20 protein-coding genes are annotated in these 22,314 nt (G+C 38.4%); 10 read left to right on the top strand and 10 right to left on the bottom strand.

Going from position 1 to position 22,314, the window contains the following annotated elements; translation table 11 throughout:
* Positions 1-149 precede the first annotated feature (149 nt).
* Positions 150-845 carry a pseudouridine synthase gene (locus tag N0B48_RS15340; protein ID WP_259839649.1) on the top strand — a complete coding sequence of 232 codons (696 nt, stop codon included), beginning with the start codon at positions 150-152 and terminating at the stop codon, positions 843-845.
* Positions 846-1,144: 299 nt separating this feature from the next.
* On the top strand, positions 1,145-2,182 hold the full coding sequence (locus tag N0B48_RS15335) for a quinone-dependent dihydroorotate dehydrogenase (protein ID WP_259839638.1): 1,038 nt from the start codon (positions 1,145-1,147) through the stop codon (positions 2,180-2,182).
* A gap of 29 nt (positions 2,183-2,211) precedes the next feature.
* Here N0B48_RS15335 and N0B48_RS15330 read toward each other — a convergent pair whose 3' ends face one another.
* Together N0B48_RS15330 and N0B48_RS15325 are read right to left on the bottom strand one after the other, a co-directional pair.
* Positions 2,212-3,099 carry a hypothetical protein gene (locus N0B48_RS15330; RefSeq protein ID WP_259839637.1) on the bottom strand — a complete coding sequence of 296 codons (888 nt, stop codon included), beginning with the start codon at positions 3,097-3,099 and terminating at the stop codon, positions 2,212-2,214.
* Between the two features lie 21 nt (positions 3,100-3,120).
* Positions 3,121-4,365 (bottom strand): DUF445 domain-containing protein, encoded by a 1,245-nt coding sequence (locus N0B48_RS15325; RefSeq protein WP_259839648.1) that lies wholly within the window; start codon positions 4,363-4,365, stop codon positions 3,121-3,123.
* Between the two features lie 58 nt (positions 4,366-4,423).
* Here N0B48_RS15325 and msrB point away from each other — a divergent pair, with 58 nt between their 5' ends.
* The 3 genes from msrB to N0B48_RS15310 all read left to right on the top strand — a co-directional run bounded on the left by msrB (position 4,424) and on the right by N0B48_RS15310 (position 6,251).
* Entirely contained in the window at positions 4,424-4,951 is a 528-nt protein-coding gene (msrB, locus tag N0B48_RS15320; RefSeq protein WP_371830619.1) for a peptide-methionine (R)-S-oxide reductase MsrB, read from the top strand.
* Between the two features lie 128 nt (positions 4,952-5,079).
* Positions 5,080-5,835 (top strand): murein L,D-transpeptidase catalytic domain family protein, encoded by a 756-nt coding sequence (locus tag N0B48_RS15315; protein ID WP_259839635.1) that lies wholly within the window; start codon positions 5,080-5,082, stop codon positions 5,833-5,835.
* A gap of 35 nt (positions 5,836-5,870) precedes the next feature.
* On the top strand, positions 5,871-6,251 hold the full coding sequence (locus N0B48_RS15310) for a cupin domain-containing protein (protein ID WP_259839634.1): 381 nt from the start codon (positions 5,871-5,873) through the stop codon (positions 6,249-6,251).
* 67 nt (positions 6,252-6,318) lie between these two features.
* Here N0B48_RS15310 and N0B48_RS15305 read toward each other — a convergent pair whose 3' ends face one another.
* The 8 genes from N0B48_RS15305 to N0B48_RS15270 all read right to left on the bottom strand — a co-directional run bounded on the left by N0B48_RS15305 (position 6,319) and on the right by N0B48_RS15270 (position 13,536).
* Positions 6,319-7,392 carry a serine hydrolase domain-containing protein gene (locus N0B48_RS15305; RefSeq protein WP_349644557.1) on the bottom strand — a complete coding sequence of 358 codons (1,074 nt, stop codon included), beginning with the start codon at positions 7,390-7,392 and terminating at the stop codon, positions 6,319-6,321.
* Positions 7,393-7,480: 88 nt separating this feature from the next.
* Positions 7,481-8,035, bottom strand: coding sequence for a helix-turn-helix domain-containing protein (locus N0B48_RS15300; RefSeq protein WP_259839633.1), 555 nt, complete (start codon positions 8,033-8,035; stop codon positions 7,481-7,483).
* 23 nt (positions 8,036-8,058) lie between these two features.
* A complete protein-coding gene (fabF, locus tag N0B48_RS15295) occupies positions 8,059-9,300 on the bottom strand; it encodes a beta-ketoacyl-ACP synthase II (RefSeq protein ID WP_259839631.1) in 1,242 nt (413 codons plus the stop codon).
* A gap of 2 nt (positions 9,301-9,302) precedes the next feature.
* Positions 9,303-9,728: a PaaI family thioesterase gene (locus tag N0B48_RS15290; protein ID WP_072924627.1), complete on the bottom strand. Its 426-nt coding sequence runs from the start codon at positions 9,726-9,728 to the stop codon at positions 9,303-9,305.
* Positions 9,729-9,738: 10 nt separating this feature from the next.
* The gene (locus N0B48_RS15285) at positions 9,739-11,007 is read right to left on the bottom strand and encodes an acetyl-CoA C-acetyltransferase (protein WP_259839629.1); all 1,269 of its coding nucleotides are present in this window, start codon (positions 11,005-11,007) and stop codon (positions 9,739-9,741) included.
* 10 nt (positions 11,008-11,017) lie between these two features.
* Positions 11,018-11,623: a TetR/AcrR family transcriptional regulator gene (locus N0B48_RS15280; protein ID WP_259839627.1), complete on the bottom strand. Its 606-nt coding sequence runs from the start codon at positions 11,621-11,623 to the stop codon at positions 11,018-11,020.
* Positions 11,624-12,164: 541 nt separating this feature from the next.
* Positions 12,165-12,581 (bottom strand): OsmC family protein, encoded by a 417-nt coding sequence (locus N0B48_RS15275; RefSeq protein WP_047450849.1) that lies wholly within the window; start codon positions 12,579-12,581, stop codon positions 12,165-12,167.
* 88 nt (positions 12,582-12,669) lie between these two features.
* Positions 12,670-13,536, bottom strand: coding sequence for a helix-turn-helix domain-containing protein (locus tag N0B48_RS15270; protein ID WP_259839625.1), 867 nt, complete (start codon positions 13,534-13,536; stop codon positions 12,670-12,672).
* A 258-nt stretch (positions 13,537-13,794) separates the two neighbouring features.
* Between N0B48_RS15270 and N0B48_RS15265 the strand changes: the two genes are divergently transcribed.
* The 5 genes from N0B48_RS15265 to N0B48_RS15245 all read left to right on the top strand — a co-directional run bounded on the left by N0B48_RS15265 (position 13,795) and on the right by N0B48_RS15245 (position 22,188).
* On the top strand, positions 13,795-14,673 hold the full coding sequence (locus N0B48_RS15265) for an AraC family transcriptional regulator (protein WP_259839622.1): 879 nt from the start codon (positions 13,795-13,797) through the stop codon (positions 14,671-14,673).
* A 415-nt stretch (positions 14,674-15,088) separates the two neighbouring features.
* Positions 15,089-18,049 (top strand): SusC/RagA family TonB-linked outer membrane protein, encoded by a 2,961-nt coding sequence (locus N0B48_RS15260; protein ID WP_259839621.1) that lies wholly within the window; start codon positions 15,089-15,091, stop codon positions 18,047-18,049.
* 15 nt (positions 18,050-18,064) lie between these two features.
* Positions 18,065-19,705: a SusD/RagB family nutrient-binding outer membrane lipoprotein gene (locus tag N0B48_RS15255; RefSeq protein WP_259839618.1), complete on the top strand. Its 1,641-nt coding sequence runs from the start codon at positions 18,065-18,067 to the stop codon at positions 19,703-19,705.
* A 185-nt stretch (positions 19,706-19,890) separates the two neighbouring features.
* Positions 19,891-21,177: an MFS transporter gene (locus tag N0B48_RS15250; RefSeq protein WP_259839617.1), complete on the top strand. Its 1,287-nt coding sequence runs from the start codon at positions 19,891-19,893 to the stop codon at positions 21,175-21,177.
* A 39-nt stretch (positions 21,178-21,216) separates the two neighbouring features.
* The gene (locus tag N0B48_RS15245; protein ID WP_034724069.1) at positions 21,217-22,188 is read left to right on the top strand and encodes a glycoside hydrolase family 130 protein; all 972 of its coding nucleotides are present in this window, start codon (positions 21,217-21,219) and stop codon (positions 22,186-22,188) included.
* Positions 22,189-22,314: the final 126 nt, after the last annotated feature.

Below are 22,314 nucleotides of genomic sequence, written 5' to 3'. Positions count from 1 at the left end.
CCCCCCCCCCCCCCCCCCCCCCCCCCCCCCCCCCCCCCCCCCCCCCCCCCCCCCCCCCCCCCCCCCCCCCCCCCCCCAAAACTCTAAAAGGAGCTCAAACATGCCGCTCAATCAGGGCTAAATCGGTCAAAAATATCTACTTTTGTCCCATGTTAGAAATTCTTTATCGTGACGAGCATCTTATTGCCATCAATAAACCAAGCGGATTACTGGTTCATAAATCGTATTATGCAGGAGAGGCAGATACCTATGCCATTCAGGAATTGAGAGATCAGATTGGGCAATATGTTTATCCTGTACATCGTTTAGACCGGAAAACGTCGGGTGTTCTGTTGTTTACTTTAGATAAAGATTCTTTGAGAATAATGAGTGATCAGTTTGCAGCGCGGACGGTGGAGAAAAAATATTTAGCCATTCTTCGCGGTTGGGCAAAAGAAGAAGAAACGATTGATTATGATCTGACTAACGAAGACGAAATTCAGCAGAATGCCATTACTTATTATCATCGTTTACAGACTTCGGAAATAGATCTGGCTTTTGGAAAACATCAGACTTCCCGCTACTGTTTGGTAGAAGCTATTCCGGAAACAGGCAGAATGCATCAGCTGAGAAAACATTTTAAACATATTTTACACCCTATTTTGGGATGCCGTCCTTATGGCTGTAATAAACAAAATAAACTGTGGCTGGAAACTTTCAATATGAGTAAACTGATGCTTCATGCTCATCAATTGGTGTTTAATCATCCCATTACAAACGAAAGAATTACAGTAAACGCTACGGTAAATGAAGAATTTAAAAGAGTAGGAGCTATTTTGAATTTCGATTTGAGTTCCTATTTGTAATAATTTCACGCAAAGATTTCTATGATGTTGCGTTTATTTTAGGAAAGCAAAGGAAAGAATCAATTTTTAATTGATTTGATGAAGCTTGTGGATAAAGCCTTCGCTTATTCAGTGGCGTAGCCACGACTCTTTGCTCACCTTGAAGCTAGGAGATTTAGTATGAAACTTTGCGTGAAAAACACTCACAGATTAGCAGTTTGTGCTATTCGTGAAAAACATTAGTGCAATTTGTGTTTAAAACTATCTTACATCAAGATTCATTTAATTTAAAATGAGTATTTTTGTAAAACTTTTTTTCAATGTACAAAAGTATCATCAGACCCATTCTCTTCAAATTTGATCCCGAAGAAGTTCATCATTTTACATTTTCAATGCTTAAAAATTTTGGATTTCTCACCCAACTATTTTTTCCAAAACCTATTGAAGACAAACGTTTGGAAAGAGAAGTTTTCGGATTAAAATTTAAAAATCCTGTAGGATTGGCAGCCGGCTTTGATAAAAATGCCGTCCTGTTCAACGAGTTGGGAGATCTTGGTTTCGGATTTGTAGAAATCGGAACCGTAACACCAAAAGCTCAGGCAGGAAATCCTAAGAAAAGACTGTTCCGCTTAATTGAAGATGGTGGAATTATCAACAGAATGGGATTCAATAATGATGGTCTTGAAGCAGCGATCGAAAAACTGAAATCCAACAAAGGAAAAATAATCATCGGAGGAAATATTGGAAAAAACACCGATACAACCCCGGAAAATTATACCCAGGATTATCTGGATTGTTTTGAAGGACTTCATCCCCATGTAGATTATTTTGTACTGAATGTAAGCTGCCCGAATGTGGGAAGCCATGCCAAGCTGGAAGATGTAGACTATCTGCGCGAGCTGATTACGGAAGTAAAGAAAATCAATCAGTCAAAATCGGTACGGAAACCTATACTACTTAAAATTGCCCCGGATCTTAATAACGATCAGTTAGATGAAATTGTCGAGCTGATTGCAGAAACAAAAATTGATGGAGTGATTGTTTCCAATACCTCTGTCAATCGGGAAGGTCTGGAAACCTCTCCTGAAGTTTTAGAACAGATAGGAAATGGCGGACTGAGTGGAAAACCCATCCGTGAAAGAAGTACAAAAATGATCAAATACCTTTCTGATAAAAGCAACAGAGCTTTCCCGATCATTGGAGTAGGAGGAATTCATTCGGCTAAAGATGCGATCGAGAAACTGGATGCAGGAGCAAGTCTGATACAGCTTTACACCGGATTTATTTATGAAGGCCCGGAACTGATCAATGAGATCAACAAAGAAATTTTAAAGAGAGCCAGCAGGCTTCCAAGATAATGTAAAAAGAGAGCTTAAGGTTCTCTTTTTTATTTTGCCCTTATTACAGAGGCATTTTTTATATCTACGGTAAGACTGTACGCTGCTGTAGATGAGGACTTTTTAATTTTATACTTTAAAATTTTCCGGTCCTGGGATTTTGTTTCTGTGGTGTCGTAAATGTTTTCCAGGCAGCTTTCAGTGAGGAATTCTTCGTAGGTTTTATAATTCCAGTCTTTGGTAAAGTACAGAATTCTGTAGCCTTTTTCCCCTTCACTGGCCCCGCATCTTCCGCATGCATTGAAATTGGAGGAATGCTCAAAGTATAGTAAAATACGGTTCCCACTGTCTCCCGATGCATAGGAAATCAATTGATTTCCTCCATGTTTATTAATGAAATCAAACGTATTGATCTTTTTGTTGTTGGGTAAAGTCAGATAATTGTTATAACGGTAAATCATATCATTCCCGGTAAACAGTTTTGCCGGTTGGTTTTTTTTATCCGCATAAAAGTTCCCAGTGATAGAATTTTCTTTAGGATTATCTGTCATAAAAATAATAGACTCTTTGGGATTCAGAGCTTCCGCAATTTCTGCAGTTTTTTCCACTTTCTGAGGAGAAGTGATCTGATCTTTCAACAGTTGGGAATTCTGCTTCTGTTTGTTTCCAAAATGATATAAAGACAGTTTCCCATAATCATAAATGCCTGTCAGAGGGATCTTTTTCTGATATTTATCGTAATAATACCAGCCATCTACAAAATACTGATACAGGCTGCAATCTGCAATTCCCGCGAAATGAAGCTGCATAGTAATGGGAACTCCTGCAATCTCGCCTTTGAAAACCTGTGAAGAATCTGTTACGGCCTTGAGTTCAACTTTCTGGCAGAAACAGAGGACAAAAAGAGGGAGGAATAATGTAATAAAGAGTTTTTTCATGGTTTGGTAGTGAATAGTTTTTTAAATGAAGAAGTTGGCAATGGTGTAGATGATCAGTCCTACCAATCCGCCGACGAGTGTTCCGTTGACCCGGATAAACTGCAGGTCTTTTCCCACTTCCAGTTCCAGTTTTTCGCTCAGTTCTTTTCCCTGCCAGTTTCCAACGGTTGAGCTGATGAGGTTTCCGAACTGATGGGTGTTTTTAAGGATATATTTGTATGCGGTGACTCTTACCCAATGATCGATTTTATTCTGAAGATTTTCGTCCGTTTTCAAATTTTGGGAAAATTCATTCAGGTTTTTAGTAAGATACCCTTTTAATGAAGACTGATCGTCCTGAAGCTCTTTCATTAATGTTTTCTTGATGGAAATCCAGATATCACTGGAATATTCGTCCAGTTTATCACTTTTCAGAAGACCATTTTTGATGGTTTTAAATTCATCATCCCATTTCGGATCTTCTTTCAGATCGGCAGAGAATTCATGGATTTTTTGAGTAATCAGATTACGGATTTCATGTTCCGGATTTTCTTCAATTTCTTTGAAAAAATCAGAAAGTCCGCTGGCAATTTTATCAGCAATTTTATTGTCAACAAAAGAAGGAATAAATGAATAGCTTCCCTTTTCAACGCGCTCTTTGATCATTTCATCATTCTCGATAATATATTCTTTGATCTGTTTGGAAAGATTGGTGATGATTCTCTGATGATCATTTTTCTCCAGAATATAGGTGATCCCGTTTCCAACCACTTTATTCAGCTTGATGTCATCCGTCATTTCAGAAACTTTCTTGCTGATAAACTGACTTACCGAAGTATCATCAAGCTTATTGAGAATGTCCAGAACAATGTCTGAAAGATTCCTGATCAGGATGTCCTGGCTTTTTTCCTTCGCGAGCCATTCGCCAACAAAGTTTGAAATTTTAAGTTTCTGGATGTAAGGACGGATATTCTGTGGCGAAAGAAAATTACTTACCACAAAGCTTCCGAGATTATCACCTAATCTCTGTTTACTGTTTTCAATAAGATTCGTATGTGGAATCGGAAGACCCAGCGGATGCCGGAATAAAGCGGTTACAGCGAACCAGTCTGCCAGAGCCCCTACCATTGCAGCCTCAGAAAAAGCCCTTACATAACCTAACCAATGCGAAGGGTTCGATTTCTGAAGGAGGCTGGCGACAATGAAAATAACGGCCATCAGGACAAATAATCCCGTGGCAAATGCTTTATATTTTCTCAGCTGTTTTCTTTTGGCTTCATCATTCATATTCTCAAATTTACTAAATTTGGTCATGAGATGAGTTTAATTGAAAGTAAAACTCATCATGAAATGTTTAACTTTCATTATATTATTAATCATTCTGCAGGCGTGTCCGCAGAAGTTTCAGCCTGTTAAAACTGTTCCTATGGAAAATAAAGAAGCAAAAAACAATCCATACTACTCCAGAACCGATACTTCAAAACTGGATATTCCCAACGAAGAATGGAAAAAAATCCTTGCTCCCGACTTATATGCAATATCCAGAGAAGCTGCCACGGAAAGAGCTTTTACCGGGAAATACAATGAATTTGATGAGATCGGAGACTATTATTGTGCCGTTTGCGGTAATCATCTGTTTCGTTCCACTTCTAAATTCAGCAGCAGCTGCGGATGGCCAAGCTTTTTTGAAGCCGATAAAAAAGGCGTTTATTATAAAAGAGATACAGCCTACGGAATGGAAAGGGTAGAAGTGCTCTGCAAACGTTGTGATTCCCATCTGGGACATGTTTTCGATGATGGTCCAAAACCTACGGGACTGCGGTATTGTATGAATTCTGTGAGTCTGGAATTTATTGGAGATTCAGAGAAATAAACCCTTTTAATTCACGAAATCAGGAAGTTAAAGTTTCTTAAATTCAGTTAAACTTTCCGGATTTATAACAGGCTGGTAGTTATGTTTTTATAATTTTGCCTCACTAATTTGGAATTTAATATTATTGAATGAGAGGAATTTATAGTGTATTAGGCCTTGTTTATATGGTCACGACTTCATTCTATCTTTCGCCGGGTAAGGCAGCAAAGAGCGAGAATGTCAATACAGCAAAAATTGAAAAAGTAGCTGATACGAAATCTGAGAAGACTGCCGCTAAAGCATCTTCATCAGAAGAATTGTACAAATCAATTCCATTTGATCCTGAACATGAATTGAATTATGAAGTATTCTCAAAAGCATTAACAGGATTTGAAAATTTAAAAAAAGCAGGATTGCTGAATCAGGACTCGCATTTATTGACTATCTGCGATTTTTCTATGTCTTCGAATACAAAAAGACTTTGGGTTATCGATACCAACGAGAAAAAGGTACTGTTCAATTCACTGGTAGCACACGGAAAAAATACAGGCGAAGAATTTGCTGCGAATTTTTCTAACACGGAAAGTTCGCTGCAGAGCAGTTTGGGATTTTATATCACGGATGCCACTTATCAGGGAGACAACGGATATTCTTTGAAACTGCTGGGAATGGATAAAGGGTTTAATGATGCCGCATACAGAAGAGCTATCGTAATGCACGGAGCGGATTATGTAAGTGATGAATTTGCATCAATGCACAAAAGAATCGGAAGAAGCTGGGGATGTCCCGCCGTACCGAAAGCATTGACACAGCCTATCATTAATACCATAAAAGGGCGTAACTGTCTTTTCATCTATTACCCCGATCAGAAATACCTTTCTTCTTCGGAATGGCTGAGATCTTAATTCAGAGTAATCATAGTATAAAAAAATAGTATAATTTGAAAAGCACAAGTGATTCTATACCTGCCATAAGGTTACTTAATAATCCCGATGGGACCAGTAATTTCGAAATAGGAAAAATTCCTACTTTGAAGCAGATGAACACAAAGACTTTTTGGATAAGTACTACTACTGAAGAGTGGGAAAAAGAGGTGCACACTGCCCCGCGAAAGCAATATGTAGTAACGCTGAAAGGCAAGATCAGGTTTAAGGTAAGTAATGGTTCCACATTTCATATCGAACCGGGAATTATCCTTTTAGCGGAAGATGTAGAAGGCGAGGGGCATAGTTGGGAAATAGAAGAAGGAGAACAATGGGAACGGTTATATATTCCAATGGCAGACAATGCGGAGGAATTTTTTATACAGGATTCTGAGTAAGAATCTGCCATCTAAAGTAAGAAAGATAAAAGCAAAAAGCAGTCAGTTTTGACTGCTTTTTGTTGTTTTATTGAGTTTCTATTTTGATGATTTTCTTTCCATTTTCTCCCAGGTAGTGAGGAAGTAGTTTGTCGAATACTTTATAACCGTCATCTGCATTGGTGAAAATCAGAAGTCCCTGTTTGGTTTTCGGAAAAATGATCGTAATACAAAATGTTCCTGAATCAGAACCACCATGTGACAATGCATATTCTCCATTACCCAGGTCATAAATGACAAAACCTAATCCATAGTATTTGTTTTTCCTTGTTTGAACCTGTCTTTTTATCAGCTGCAGATAAAGATCATTGTTAAGATGTCCTCCGTTAAGAATATCAGCGAGAAAGTTTCCATAATCTTCTACTGTTGTATGAAGATCATCAGCTGCATTTGCTAATTTATTTTCCTCTGTTTTATACGGTTTCCCATTTTTGTCATAGCCTGCGGCAAACCTGTTTTTATCTGTATTTTCATCCCAAATATAATTGGTGTCCTTCATTTTTAGAGGCTGAAATATCAGTTCTGTTGCTAATTGTTCCAGTGGTTTTTTGAACTTGTTTTCAATTGCTTTTCTCAAATATTCGAAACCTTCTCCTGAATATTGAAATTTTGTTCCCGGATCAAAATCAAAACTTAATTTTTTGTTTTCTTTCATGTATCTCCAGTTGGGAAAGCCTGTTTGATGACTTAAAATTATTCTTGTCGTCAACTGTTTGTTCCTTGGGTCATTGGCTATATCCGGATCGGTCCAATATGTATAAACCGGTTCATCAAGATCCCATTTTCCCATATTCACAAGATGTAATGCTACCATTGCCGTAATTGGTTTGGTAAGTGATGCTACATTAAAAATTGTATTGTAAGGGGCTGAGATATCGTCTTTAATTTTTCCGAATACCTTAATCTGTTTTAATGCGCCGCCTTCTATAATGCCGAGCCCAAGAATGGGAATTTTAAGTTCGTGGAGCCAGTTTTCAATTTCTTTATCACGATCAAAAATTGAATCTGTAATGTAATGGCGGTTTACTTTTTCTGCCTGAGCATTGGTATTCGTGGAAAACAGAAGGAGAAATAATAGTGTAAAATAAAAGAGTTTTGTCATTGTCTTATTTTTTTTGACAAAGATTAGGTTTCTTATTTTTAGCACAAAAAATAGAACCTGACAAAAACCCGACAATCATCTGACAAGGTTATATGAGGCTGAAATTCAGTTTGTAAAGAAGTTCTTTGTTTCTGTCTATTTCAGCTGAGTTTCTAAGGATAATAAATATATTGGCCAAGAAAATCAATATGATAATGATAATCGTAAGCGCAGGTCCGGGTTTTAAAAAGATTCCCAATAGAAATGTAACGGGTGCGAATATGGTCCAAATGATCTGAACAGAAATTATTTGCTTTACTATGGTGTTTTTCTGTTTTAGTTTAAACATCAGAAGAAGAGGAACCAAAATATTTAATGGCGGTAGCAACATACAAGGGATAGAAGAAAGATTGATCACTTTTATTAAAGAATAATTCGCAGGAATTTGATCTTCTTTAATTTCAAGATCTTTTGTTTCGGTTTCTATGTTTTGAAGCTCGCTTTCTGTTGTTTCTAAAGCTTTAGCCAAAACCCGAAGCGTATGACCTTTTGGTTGAGTTCCTGCTTCTATCCGTTGTATTGTCCTGACAGAAATACCAGAGCTCTCGGCCAACTCTTCCTGAGTCAGATTTTTTCTCTCTCTTATTTCTTTCAATTTGGACATGTTACTGTATTTGTAGTACGAAATTAATTAAATTTCTTGAAAACCAAAGTCGCATTGTGTCCCCCGAATCCAAAGGCATTGCTTAGCGCGAAATTGATGTTCTTTTCTTTAGCTTCTCCAAAAACGATATTCACATCCTTCGGAATGCTTTCGTCGATATTGTGAAGATTAATGGTAGGAGGAATAATTCCTTTTTCTATCGCTTTAATAGAAAAAATAGCTTCAGCCGCACCTGCCGCACCCAGTAAGTGTCCGGTCATGGATTTTGTAGCACTGATATCAAGGTTTTTATTTCCTCCGAATAATTTGCTGATCGCTTTTAATTCGACCAAATCTCCAAGTGGAGTAGATGTAGCATGAGGGTTAAGATAATCAAGATCTTCTAAATTAGCTCCAGCTTCTTTCATGGCCAGCTGCATCGCTTTGATGGCACTCACTCCATCCGGATGAGGTGCTGTCATGTGATAAGCATCTGCGGTCATGGCAGCACCTGCTAGTTCAGCGTAAATTTTAGCGCCTCTGGCTTTGGCGTGCTCATATTCTTCAAGGACCAGAGCTCCGGCACCTTCGCCCATGACAAAGCCATCTCTGTCTGTATCATAAGGACGGCTTGCGGTGGCAAAATCATCATTTCTGGTAGACATGGCCTTCATAATAGAGAAACCGCCTACAGAAGCCGGTGTGACAGCCGCTTCAGAACCACCACTGATGATTACTTTTGCTTTTCCAAGACGGATATAGTTGAAAGCATCCATCAATGCTGTATTTCCCGTTGCACAAGCTGAAATAGTGGTATAGTTGATTCCCTGAAGACCAAACTTCATAGAAATCATTCCCGAAGCCATATTGGCGATGAACTTAGGAACAAAGAAAGGATTAAACCTCGGGGTTCCGTCGCCTTCTGCAAAATTCATGACCTCGGTTTCAAAGGTGAGCATGCCGCCCTGTCCGGTTCCCCAGATCACTCCGGTATCGAACGGGTCCATTTTTTCCAGCTCCAGTCCGGAATCCTGGATAGCTTCTGTGGAAGCATACATGGCATATTGTGAAAACCGGTCGCTTCTTTTTATTTCGTTGTGGGTCAGATGAATTTTCGGATCAAAGTTTTTCACTTCACAGGCGAAGTGTACCTTAAATTTTTCTGAATCAAAATGGGTAATTAAACCTGCTCCGCTCACCCCGTTAATGCTATTTTGCCAAAAATCTTCGACATTGTTCCCCAAAGGCGTCACAGCGCCCAGTCCTGTAATGACAACTCTTTTCATATCTAGTTATTAATTTTGAATAGATTAGAGGTTCCTCTGGCAATCAGTCTTGTTTTGTCTGCGTTCCATATTTCGCATTGCGCATTGACAAACTGCCGGCCTCTTTTTATAATTTTCGTTTCGGCTACAATATTATCATTTTCTTTTGCAGTTGAAAAATAATCAATCACATTATTGATGGTTGTTATGAAAGAATTTTCGTTCAGGGAGAACATGGTGGCCCCAATAATGTCATCAACGATGGCAGCGGTTACTCCGCCATGAAGATTTCCGATCGGGTTCAGCCATTCCGGTCTTACCGTATATTGAAACTCAAGATGTCCTTCTTCTACAGAAAGTACAATAGGATTGAGCCATTTCATAAACGGTGATGGTGACTGGTCAAACTCCTTTCCGATGAATTGCTGCAGTTGTGCTAATCTGTCCATATTTTTTGTTTTATTTTTCTAAAATCATAGTAACCCCCTGTCCGCGTGCTGCGCAGATAGAGATAAAGCCTTTTCCGCTTCCTTTTTCGTGGAGCAGTTTGGCCAGAGTACCGATAATTCTTCCGCCTGTAGCTGCGAAAGGATGTGCTACGGCAAGACTTCCGCCTTTTACATTCAGTTTATTCCTGTCAATTTTCCCCAATGCTTTTTCTAAACCGAATTTTTTAGCCAGATCATCATTTTCCCAGATCTTGATGGTGGCAAGAACCTGTGCAGCAAATGCTTCATGAATTTCATAATAGTCAAAATCTTCGAGACTCATTCCTGCTTTCTTAAGCATTCTATCGGCTGCAAAAACAGGAGCCAAAAGTAGATTCTGTTTGTTTTCGACATATTCTATTCCCGCGACTTCAGAAAAAGTTACGTAGGCTAAAATAGGAAGGCCATTGGCGTTCGCCCATTCTTCGCTGCCCATTAAAACGGCTGAAGCTCCATCTGTAAAAGGGGTGGAATTTCCGGCAGTTAATGTTCCGTTCTCTTTATCAAAGGCGGGTTTCAGCTGCGAAAGTTTTTCAATACTGGTGTCTCTTCGGAGATTATTGTCTTTATCCAGACCGAAAGCAGGAATGATCATATCGTCAAAAAATCCTTCATCATACGCTTTAGACATATTCTGATGACTTTTTAAGGCCAATTCATCCTGTTCTTCGCGGGAGATATTGTAATATTTGGCGGTGATTTCTGTGTGTCCGCCCATTACCAGACCTGTTTTAGGCTCCTGTCCTTTGTAGGGAATCGGCATCCAGTCTTTCAGTTTTGGGCTTAAAAGCTGTTTTAATTTTCCAAATGCTGATTTTTCTTTATTAGCCTTTAACAGAGCTTTTCTTAATCTTGGAGCAGATTCAAACGGGATGTTACTCATGGCTTCAACACCACAGGCAATTCCGCTTTCTATCTGTCCTAATGCAATTTTATTTCCAATATAAACCGCAGCTTCAATTCCTGTATCACAGGCTTGCTGAAGATCGCATGCAGGAGTTGCGGGATCCAATGCTGTATTCATCACAGATTCCCTGATGAGGTTACTCTCGGAAATGTGTTTGATAACGGCTCCTCCAGCTACTTCACCCAGGAGTTTCCCCTGTAAATGGTATTTATTGATCAATCCGTTGAGCGCAGCTTCCAAAAGTTCCTGATTATCCAGGTCCGCATAGGCTGTATTGATTCTTGCGAAAGGAATTCTGCTGTATCCTACGATAGCCACTTTTTTTGTTTCCATATTGAAAAATTTATGAGGGAAGTATTTTTAATTCTTTGTCGATCATGAATAATATCCTGTCTAAAGCCAGATGCAGATATTTTTCGTCCTCTGTAGTTTTAGCAAGCAGGATTCCGCCTTCTACCATCATGATGAATAAGGATCCATATTCGTCTGAATCTATTGTATGATGGATCTCTCCGTTATCTTGCCCATCTTTAATAACGGACGCTATCTTTTTGATCCAGCCTTCAAAAGATTGGGTAACCTGCTTTTTCAAGCTGGGAAAAGTATCATCAGCTTCTGTAGCTGCATTCATCAAAGGGCAGCCTCCGTTTTCAAAGACCGTTTTCCAGTTTTTCCGGTAAAAATTGACAAATGCATATAATTTATCAATCGTAGTTGGAAACTCTTCTCCTAAAGATCTGGCCATGTTTTTGGATAAAAGGCTGGAATTATATTTGTAAACTTCCAGTGCCACTTCATCTTTGTTGCCGAAGTTTCCATAGATGCTTCCTTTGGTCAAACCAGTAGCTTCCGTGATGTCCGATAAAGACGTAGACGTATAGCCTTTTGTATTGAACAAAGACGCTGTTTTCTCAATGATAAACTGTTTGGTCTTTTCTGCTTTTGACATTTAAGTGTTTAATTTCAATGCAAATATACAAAAATATACCGATTGGTATATTTTATTTTAAAACTACCTGAGTTCGAAATAAGAAGTTAAGATTAAAAGATTGGAAGACGGAAGTAACTATTGGACATTAAGTATTTAACAACTCCTTTTAAATGTATTGAAGTCGTCTTAAAAAGATCTAAGGAAAATTCTAGTGCTAAGTTTCGGCTAAAGCCTTTTCCGATGCGTATAACTTGTAAGCGGGCTTAAGCCCGCCCCTATTGAATATAAATGACATCTTTATTCATCATTTTTACCTCGAACTCAGATTAAAACTGTTTTTTAACCATAAAGACGAGAGTTTTTAACATTTAAGATTTCTAATAAAATCTGTGTAATCCGAGTGATCTGCGGGAAAAAAGTAAACCATTAAGAATCTTTTAAGTAGATAAGAAGAATTAAGAAGAAGGCATTCTGCTTAAAAATATCGTTTGATATTCCCTTAATCTTCCTTAAAAGCTTAACATAGAATCTTAATGGTTCAAAAAGAATTTTGCTGTCATTAAGCTAAAGTAGCATTCAAAGTAATTTCAAAATTAAAAGCTGCACTCACCGGGCATCCTTCCTCAGCAATTTTAGCGAATTTCTGGAATTCTTCTTCTGAAATTCCCGGAACTTTTGCCGTTAAAGTCAGTTCAGATTTTGTAATTTTCCCTACGCTTGGATCAAGAGTGATCACAGAAGTTGTTTTTAATTCTTCAGGAGTGAAGCCGGCCTGAGAAAGTTCAGCACTTAGTTTCATCGTGAAACATCCCGCGTGCGCTGCAGCCAGCAATTCTTCAGGATTGGTTCCCACTCCGTCTGCGAAACGGCTGTTGAAAGAATACTGAGTTTCGTTTAAAGTTGTACTTTGAGTAGTTAAATGTCCTTTACCTTCTTTGATGTTACCGTTCCAAACGGCTGTTGCGTTACGTCTCATAATGTTTGCTTTTTGTTGTTTTTAATATATTGATTTTGATGATACAAAGATAGGGTGGTTGAAAGCCAGATTCAATAGATAAAAAGGCTTAAATATTGTACTTTTTTCCCGACGAGTAGTTTTTCTTGAAATTGGCAGGTGTATTTCCTGTTTTATTGGTGAAAAGCCGGTTGAAATAAGCCGGATCCTCATAGCCAAGATCATACGCGATTTCTTTTACGGGCTTGTCCGTATAAAAAAGAAGTCTTTTGGCTTCCAGTAAAATTCTGTTGATGATCAACTGGTTTGGAGATTCTATATTCAGGTTTTTAAATTTATGCGTTAATGTTTTCGGAGCGATATGAAGGAGTTCTGCATAATCTGCTACATTATGTTTTTCCCTGAAATGAATTTCGAGATACCTGCTGAAATCTCTGAAAACATCCAATTCACTTCCTGGAATTTTCACAGTATCACTATTAAGATGCTGTTTTTTCCAGTTTCTGGTCGCACGGATGATGATTTGTTTTACATAGGTACGGATCATTTCTTCGGCGGAAGAATCTTTCCATTCAAGCTCGTTTTTTATATGTTGGAATAAATTTTTAATATCAGAAGTTTCCGCCTCGGTAAGCTCTACGAAAGGAATTTCAAATACATTGTGGAAAAGGAGTCCGTCACAGGCGACTTCTTTGTCATGAATCTGAATACAATAAAAATCACGGTTATAATAGAGAAGCATAGATTCCTCTTTTCCTTTTTCTATTTTCAGATGTTGGCTGGTGAGAAAAAAAAGACTAGGTTTTGATACCTGATAATGATTGAAATCTACGGTTAGTTCATAGCCTTCCGGAATGAAAAGGATTTTGATGTCATATCTGAATTGAGTTCCATTGACCTTCTCCAGATTTTCCTGGGAGAATAGTTCGAGCCCGAGTTTTTTGTAGTGATCTTCAAAAATAAGCTGCTGCTGCATACAATTACTTTAGCTTAAAGATACAAAAAAGAAGGTTTTCACGGTATTAATAAATAGGAACCTCTTTTCATGATGACCCGATTTTCCAGAATCTACATGATTTTTATTATCTATTATGGACCTCATTTTCATTTTTCGTGTTGCTTTTAAATTAAAAACAGAAAAAAAATAAAAATTATATATTAGTTGATTGGTTTTTTATCAATTTTGTAAAAACGTACTGTATTGAATGATAACTTTAATTTCTTCGAAGATTAGATGAGCAAGCTAGAAAATATTTTGAGAGAAATAACCCCATTATCTCCCGAGGACAGTTTTCTTGTGTTTGACAGGATAAAAGCATCTTTCGACTTTCCGTACCATTACCACCCGGAGATCGAGATCAATTTTATCAGCAAGGGAAAGGGATACCGCCGGATGATCGGCGACCACACAGGAGAGATTGGTGACATTGAACTGGTGTTGGTGGGTCCGAATCTCCCACACTGCTGGGCTAACCATAAGTGTAAAAACCGGAAAACGCATGAAATCACCGTGCAGTTCAATCAGGATTTTTTTAATCAGTCGATGATGGACAAAAATATTCTGAAACCCATCAGCAACCTGATGAAGGACTCCATCCGGGGCATTCTTTTTTCTCAGGAAACGGCAGAAAAGCTTAAAGATTCCTTTTTCAATTTATCCAAAATGAACAGTTTTGAATCTTTCATTGAGATCATGAAAATTCTGAATGAACTCGCAATTGCTGAAGATAAAACGCTTTTGTCCTCGTACAGTATAGAATCGGAAACCTTTGCAGATAATGATAAAATGAAGATCGTTCACGATTTTGTGCATAAAAATTTTGAAAGTAAAATAACACTTCATGACGCGGCTTCACTGATCAATATGAGCAGTGTCACTTTTAACAGGTTCATCAAAAAAAGAACAGGTAAGACTTTTGTGAATTATCTGAATGAAATCAGGATAAGCTATGCCGCCCGATGGCTTATGGAGAAGAATCTGACAGTTTTTGAGACTGCTTTTGAAGCCGGTTTTAATAATATCGCCAATTTCAACAAGGTTTTTAAATCCATTAAAAAAGCAACACCTACAGAGTTTAAAGAACTTTTTAAAGGGGTGAAGAAAATTGAGTAACTCATTTTGAATTAAAGAAATACATTATATATTCTCAAAATCCGGATACTTTTATCCGGATTTTTTTATGAATATCAGATGCATTTTAATCAAAAAGTGTTAAAAAAATGTCACATCAAGGACTGAAAAAGAATAAGTTGTAAAATGGTCTATTTTACTGCAAATCAGGATGTAAATAGAACGTTGAAAAAAGACCTGAATAAATAATATCGTTTTATGATAAAATAACATTATATCCAGCTGTCAACAAAATTTAGATTTGCTAATATGAATTAAATCTTAACAAAACTTTAATTATTTGATGTGCGTAGAACATAATCTTGCGAAAAGAATAAGATAAATATTGTTTTATCCAGTAAATAACATTTAAAGGGATGTGATTGATTCTCAAATAAATCTTAATAAAACTAACCTTATGAGAAAAACTGTTATACCGGTTTTATTAGCTATTTCTTTATCTGCCCATGCACAGGAGGCTAAAAAGGCAGATACTGCTAAAACAACCAACATCGAAGAGGTGGTTGTGACCTCTTTGGGGATAAAAAGGCAGGCCCGTTCTTTAACGTACTCCAGCCAACAGATAGGTGGGGATGAACTGACGGAAGTGAAAACGCCCAATTTTTTAAACTCTATCAGTGGAAAAGTTTCCAACGTACAGATCAATAGAACTAATGGTGTAGGAAGTTCGGTGAGGGTTTTAATGAGAGGAAATAAATCAGCCAACAGTAGCCAGCCACTTTATGTGATAGATGGCATACCAATTATTAACGGGGTTGGAAAGTCCGCGGAAGCCAGCCAGTATTCTACAATGCCGGATGCAGGAGATGTTTTAAGCTCCATCAATCCGGATGACATTGAAAGCATGAACTTCTTAAAAGGGGCTTCTGCTTCTGCTCTTTATGGCTCTATGGGAGGCAACGGGGTTATACTGATCACCACTAAAAAAGGGAAATTAGGGAGAAGCTCTATAACTTACAATACCAGTCTGACGGTAGATCAGGCATATAGTCTTCCCAAGCTGCAGCATAGCTATCTTTCTTATGATCCTGCAGTTTCTGGTCAAGCTCCTGGTATTTCCAATGAAAGCTGGGGCGCAAAAGGTGCTTCTAAGGATCACCTGAAAGATTTCCTGCAAAATGGAACGACATGGGTGAACAGCCTTTCTTTCCAGTCAGGAACTGAAAAATCAACGAATTATTTCTCGATAGGAAATACCACGAATAAAGGGATTATTCCTTCTTCTTATTTCGATCAATACAATGTTTCTTTTAGAAATTCCAGCAAATATCTGAATGATAAGTTAACGTTGGATGCTAATTTTATTGGCTCTTTACAGAATAGTGTCAACAGACAAACTCCCGGTATTTCTTTTTCACCTTTAGTGAGTTTATATTGGCTGCCAAGAGGAGTAGATTTTGACCAATACAATAATAGCAACTACTATTATATAGACAAATCGAGATTATTACCTGGTCAAAACTGGTGGGCTGTAGGACCAGACGGGAAATTCAACGGAAATCCTGCAACACAAAATCCTTACTGGATATTAAACAGAAATAGAGTTACTGTTAATAACAAAAACACGTATACCGCTGTATCCCTGGCCTATCAGATCAATCCGTGGTTATCTGCAAGGGTAAGAGGAAACTATAGCTGGAATATTACAGACAGTCAGAGAGGGGTCGCAGCATATTCAGATCCGAATCTTATAACTAGCAACGGAATTAATGGAAGACTTCTTCAAAACAAATACGAAAACTCTTCTACTTATGGTGATGTTTTATTAATAGGTAGCCCAAAACTGAGCGAAGATATTTCATTAGACTTTACAGTTGGGGGAAGTATTAATACCTCACGAAATAGAGTAACTGAAATTGATAATGCTTATTTGGCGATTCCGAATTTGTTTACCAACAGTAATCTGCTGTGGAATGTAGACAGGAGCGTAGGAGATGGGTTTCACAATATAAGCTACAGTACCAAAAAACAAATACAGTCGATTTTTGCAAGTGCATCATTAGGCTATAAGAATATGGTGTATGTAGACATGACCTTTAGAAATGATTGGGACTCCACATTGGCTTTAACAGGAACTAACGGGTACGATTATGAATCTGTAGGGGTTAATGCTGTATTATCCTCCATCTTCAAACTGCCTGAAACCATTAATTTTTGGAAAATAAGAGGGTCTTATGCTACAGTAGGATTAGGATTGCCTGCCAATTTAACAACTGCAACAAATCCATATGATACTGTTTACGGATATAACGTGGATGCCGGTCAGATTGTAAAACCTAAATACTCACTTGTGACAGATCCTGCTTTCAAGGAATTATTTGTAAAGCCGGAACTTAATAAAACTTTTGAAGCCGGAACTGAGTTAAGATTGTTCAAAAACCGTTTAAGTTTTGACATTACGTATTACAATTCAAATGCTTCCAACCAGCTTTTGGCGCTTGATATTTCTTCTAACTTAGGAGGTTTACCATCCGGTTCCTATTATGTAAACGCTGGAAAAATACAAAATAAAGGTTTTGAATCTTCTCTGTCCTATAAAATATTTGATTCGGAAAAATTCGGTTGGACGGCTAATTTAAATGGGTCTACCAACAAAAATAAAATTGTAGAATTATTTCCATCCAGCATAAGTGTTCCGGAAAATCAACTTCTTGCACTTACAGGTGGTGGCGCTTATACGAAACTTAAATTGGGCGGATCATTCGGAGACATATATGGTATTAAATTTCTAAGAGATGACCAGGGGAGGATTTTAGTTGATGCTGATGGAAAACCTATGGCAGATAAAAACCTTGGGTATTTAGGTAATCCGAATCCTAAATTTATGTTAGGGTTTGGCAACTCTTTCAACATAGGGAAATTAGGGATTTCTTTCCTGATTGATGGGAAATTCGGAGGTAAAGTTCTGTCTCTTACAGAAAAAGCAAATGATCTGCTTGGGGTAAGCCAGAACAGTGCTTCTGCCAGAGATGCAGGCGGAGTAGCTATCCCGAACGCTGTATATGCACCGGGAACTCCGAATGCAGGAGCTGCATACACAGGGCTAACCGATGCTAAGGCTTATTACAAAACTGTAGGAGCGAACCAGGAAGGAGCAGGAATTGATGAAGCTTATATGTACAGTGCAACCACTGTAAGGCTGCGTCAGGCGTCTATATCATATACTTTTGATATTAAATCCAGTTATCTGAAAAATGCAACTGTAAGTATCGTGGGAACAAATCTATTTTTCTTTTATAAAAAAGCACCGTTTGATCCTGAACAGGTTTCAGGAAATACACCTGGTGGTGTAGGAGTGGATTCTTTTGGTATACCAATTACCAGATCTATCGGATTATCATTAAAAGCTAACTTCTAAATATACAATACTAAAATGAAAATAATTAATATTAAAACATATATACTTGGAGTAGCCGTGCTTTTTTCTGCCTCCAGTTGTATCGGAGACTTTGAAGAGTTTAATCAGCAAAAAGTGGGAGGGCCGGAAAATTTTTATGCAGATTTTACAGCTATTACAGATCCTATGAAAGCCATACAAAGAGGTTTTCAGGCAGATTATCAGTTAGCGACCAACCTCAATGCAGATATGTTTAGTGGAATGTTCAGTACAGCATCACAATTTAATGGGGGAACAAATAATCTTACTTATTTAATGATGGATGGCTGGAACAATAGAATCATCGCAAGACAGAGGGATGCTTTTAATAATTCTATTGTCATTGATGATGCTGCAAAATCCTACTATGCCGGGATAGATTTCACAGCAACTTTTGCGATGAAAAAAGTATTAAAAGTTCTTATGGCAGCAAGAGTTTCAGATCGTCACGGACCCGTGGTGTACAGCAAGTATGACACCCCTAATTCAAACGGTATTACGGATTTCGATTCTCAGCAGGACGCTTACAACAATTTCATTCATGATCTTACCATTGCCATTGCTGATTTGCAAAAAGTACAAAATACTCCAGCAACGCAGAATGTAGAAGATAAAGCTGTTGTGAAAAAATCAGACTTGATTTATGGTGGAGATATAGCCAAATGGGCAAAATTGGCCAACTCTCTTAAACTGAGATTTGCATTGCGTATGAGCTATGCCGATCCCGCAAAATCAAAACAGTATGCTGAAGAAGCGCTGGCCTCATCCGCTGGATTGATATCTGATAATGCAGACAATGCTTTGATCAGTGTTGGGCAGCACGAATTAAGTTTTATTATCTATTCGTGGGGTGATTGCTCTATAGGAGCACCCATCATGGCTTATATGAATGGATTCAAAGATCCCAGACTTCCTGCGTATGCCAACCCGGCAACTGATCCGGCAACCTATATCAATGGTAAACCTCAATATATAGGAATACGTCAAGGGATTAATTTAATAAATGGACAGCCTACCTATGGCGGTTATTCTCAACCGGCAGCAAGAGCTGCCAGCGGTGATTACTTTTCCGGCGTAAGCGGAAAGTTCAAATTGTTTACTGCTGCTGAAACCTGGTTTTTAAAAGCTGAGGCAGCCTTGAGAGGTTATTCAGGGGCAGGTGATGCACAAGCCAATTATCAGGCTGGTATCAGTCAGTCTTTTGGGGAATGGGGTAAAAGTTCTGATGTAGCTACTTATCTTGCGGATGGTGTTTCTACAGAAGCTCCTTATATTGACCCTAAAAATGCAGATAATAATGTACCTGCCGGAAATTCACAATTAAGTACAATTACAATTGCCTGGAACAGCAGCGATTCTAACGAAAAGAAATTGGAAAGAATTATCACTCAAAAGTGGTTAGCTCTTTACCCTGATGGTCCTGAAGCATGGGCAGAACAGAGAAGAACAGGATATCCGGTTTTATTCAAAGTCAGAAAAAATGATAGTGGCGGATTAATTAATACAGATCAGATGATTAGGAGAATTCCGTTCACAAATGATACAAAAAATTCAACTTTTAATTACACACAGGCAGTTCAGCAATTAGGCGGCCCTGACAACGGAGGAACCAAGCTATGGTGGGATAAAAAGTTATAATTTTAAGCAGATCAATGATAAAGATATAGAGGCCGTCTCAAAAGTTAGATTTAATTTGGTTTTTTTCATTCCGGAAGGAGAAATTTCTTAAAACGTTTGTTTCAGAATTCTTCAATTTTAGTTTCGTTTCAATCCGGAATGACCCTTTTGAGAGGTCCTCTTTTCTTTACTATTTTAATTTGAATATGGGAAACAACAAGTCTGAAACTCGCTCAGTAAAGCCGATCTTCTGGATCTCTACATTATATTTTGCAATGGGAATACCCTTTGTGACCATCAATGCAGTTTCCGGAATTATGTATAAGGATATGGGTGTTTCAGATTCCAAAATTACATTCTGGACAGCACTTATTATGTTTTCCTGGACATTAAAACCTCTCTGGAGCCCTTTTCTGGAGATCTATAAGACCAAAAAGTTCTTTGTTGTTGCCACTCAGTTTGCTATAGGAATTCTGTTTGCTTTGGTTGCCTTAACGCTTCCTTTGCCGGATTTTTTCAAATACAGCATTGCTCTATTTGCGGTGGTTGCATTTTGTGGCGCCACGCATGACATTGCTGCAGACGGAACCTATATCAATTTTTTAACGAACAAAGAACAGGCAAAATACATTGGCTGGCAGGGAGCTTTCTATAATCTGGCCAAAATCATAAGCAGCGGAGTTCTGGTTTATTTTGCAGGCGTTTTAGAAAAAACAAAAGGAGTTGTCAATGCCTGGATGATTATCATGGGTATTTATGGCCTTCTGTTTTTTGTGTTGGCTATTTATCATTACGCTGTTTTACCAAAAGAAAATAAACAGGAAAAAGAAACCAGAAAAGCAGGAAATGTCCGTAAAGAGCTGTTGGAAGTGATCATCTCTTTCTTCAAAAAGAAAAATATTATGTGGGCCGTACTCTTCATTATCCTGTACCGTTTTGCGGAAGGATTTGCGATAAAAATTGCCCCTTTATTTTTTAAAGCTCCGAGAACGTCAGGAGGATTAGGATTGTCTACCTCGGATATCGGACTTATTTATGGGACTTATGGTTCAGCGGCATTTATTTTAGGATCTGTACTGGCCGGTTATTTCATTGCCGCCAGAGGACTGAAAAGATCGTTGATCTGGCTGTGTTCGGCCTTTAATATTCCATTTGTAGTCTATGCATTACTGGCCTATTTCCAGCCAACAGAACTGCTTCCGGTAGGAATTGCCGTCGTAGTGGAATATTTTGGCTACGGATTCGGTTTTGTAGGGCTGATGCTTTACATCATGCAGCAGATTGCACCGGGCGAACATAAAACCGCTCATTATGCTTTTGCAACAGGAATTATGAATCTGGGAGTAATGCTTCCCGGAATGTTCAGCGGAATGATCAGCGACTGGATAGGATACAAAATGTTTTTTATCTGGGTACTCGTCGCTACCATACCGGCTTTTGTCGTGACATTACTAGTTCCGTTTTCTTATCCTGATCAGCCGAAAGAACACTAAATCATTCATTAAACATACAAATAAAAGTAAAAATACTTTATGACATTTCAACCAGCAAAGATCCCTTGGCAGGATCGTCCGGAAGACAGCCGGGATATCATGTGGCGTTACTCTGCAAATCCTATTATCAACAGATATGCAATACCTACGTCCAACAGCATTTTTAACAGTGCGGTGGTTCCTTTTGAAGATGGGTTCGCGGGAGTTTTCCGTTGCGATAATAAAGCCGTGCAGATGAATATTTTTGCAGGCTTCAGTAAGGATGGGATCAATTGGGAGATCAATCATGATCCTATTGATATGAAAGCCGGAAATACTGAAATGATAGAATCTGACTATAAATACGACCCCCGTGTTGCCTTTATAGAAGACCGGTACTGGATTACATGGTGTAACGGATATCATGGCCCGACTATCGGAATAGCCTATACTTTTGATTTTAAAGAATTCTTTCAGTGCGAAAATGCATTCCTTCCCTTCAACAGAAACGGAGTTCTTTTCCCTGAGAAAATAGACGGAAAATATGCCATGCTGAGCAGACCGAGTGATAACGGACATACGCCTTTCGGGGATATCTACATCAGCTACAGCCCGGATATGAAATACTGGGGCGAGCACCGTTGCGTAATGAAAGTAGCACCGTTTGAAGACAGTGCGTGGCAGTGTACAAAGATAGGAGCCGGACCTGTTCCGATTAAAACAGATGAAGGATGGCTGCTTTTCTATCACGGAGTGATCAATACTTGCAGAGGGTTCCGTTACTCTATGGGAGCATCACTGCTTGATCTTGAAGATCCGTCAAAAGTACTGTACAGAACGAAACCTTATTTACTGGCTCCGGCAGAACTATATGAGCTTACAGGAGATATTCCCAATGTGGTATTCCCGTGTGCTGCCCTTTCGGAAGGAGATAAGGTAACCGTATATTATGGAGCAGCGGATACCGTTGTGGCCATTGCGTTTGGATATATTTCTGAAATTATTGATTTTATGAAAAAGAATTCGCTGTAAGCTGATTCAAAATATAAAGAATATGCCGGTCAACTTTATTTTCCTGCTCGTTGAAATCATTGTTTCGGTTTTTATATTGTTAAATAAACTCCTATCTTGAGAAATTTTTAAGATTTCCCTATTATG

The sequence above is a fragment of the Chryseobacterium herbae genome (assembly GCF_025154075.1).
Classification (GTDB): Bacteria; Bacteroidota; Bacteroidia; order Flavobacteriales; family Weeksellaceae; genus Chryseobacterium; species Chryseobacterium herbae.
The sequence above is the reverse complement of the archived record's forward strand: the minus strand, read 5'-3'. Positions and strand labels throughout refer to the sequence as shown.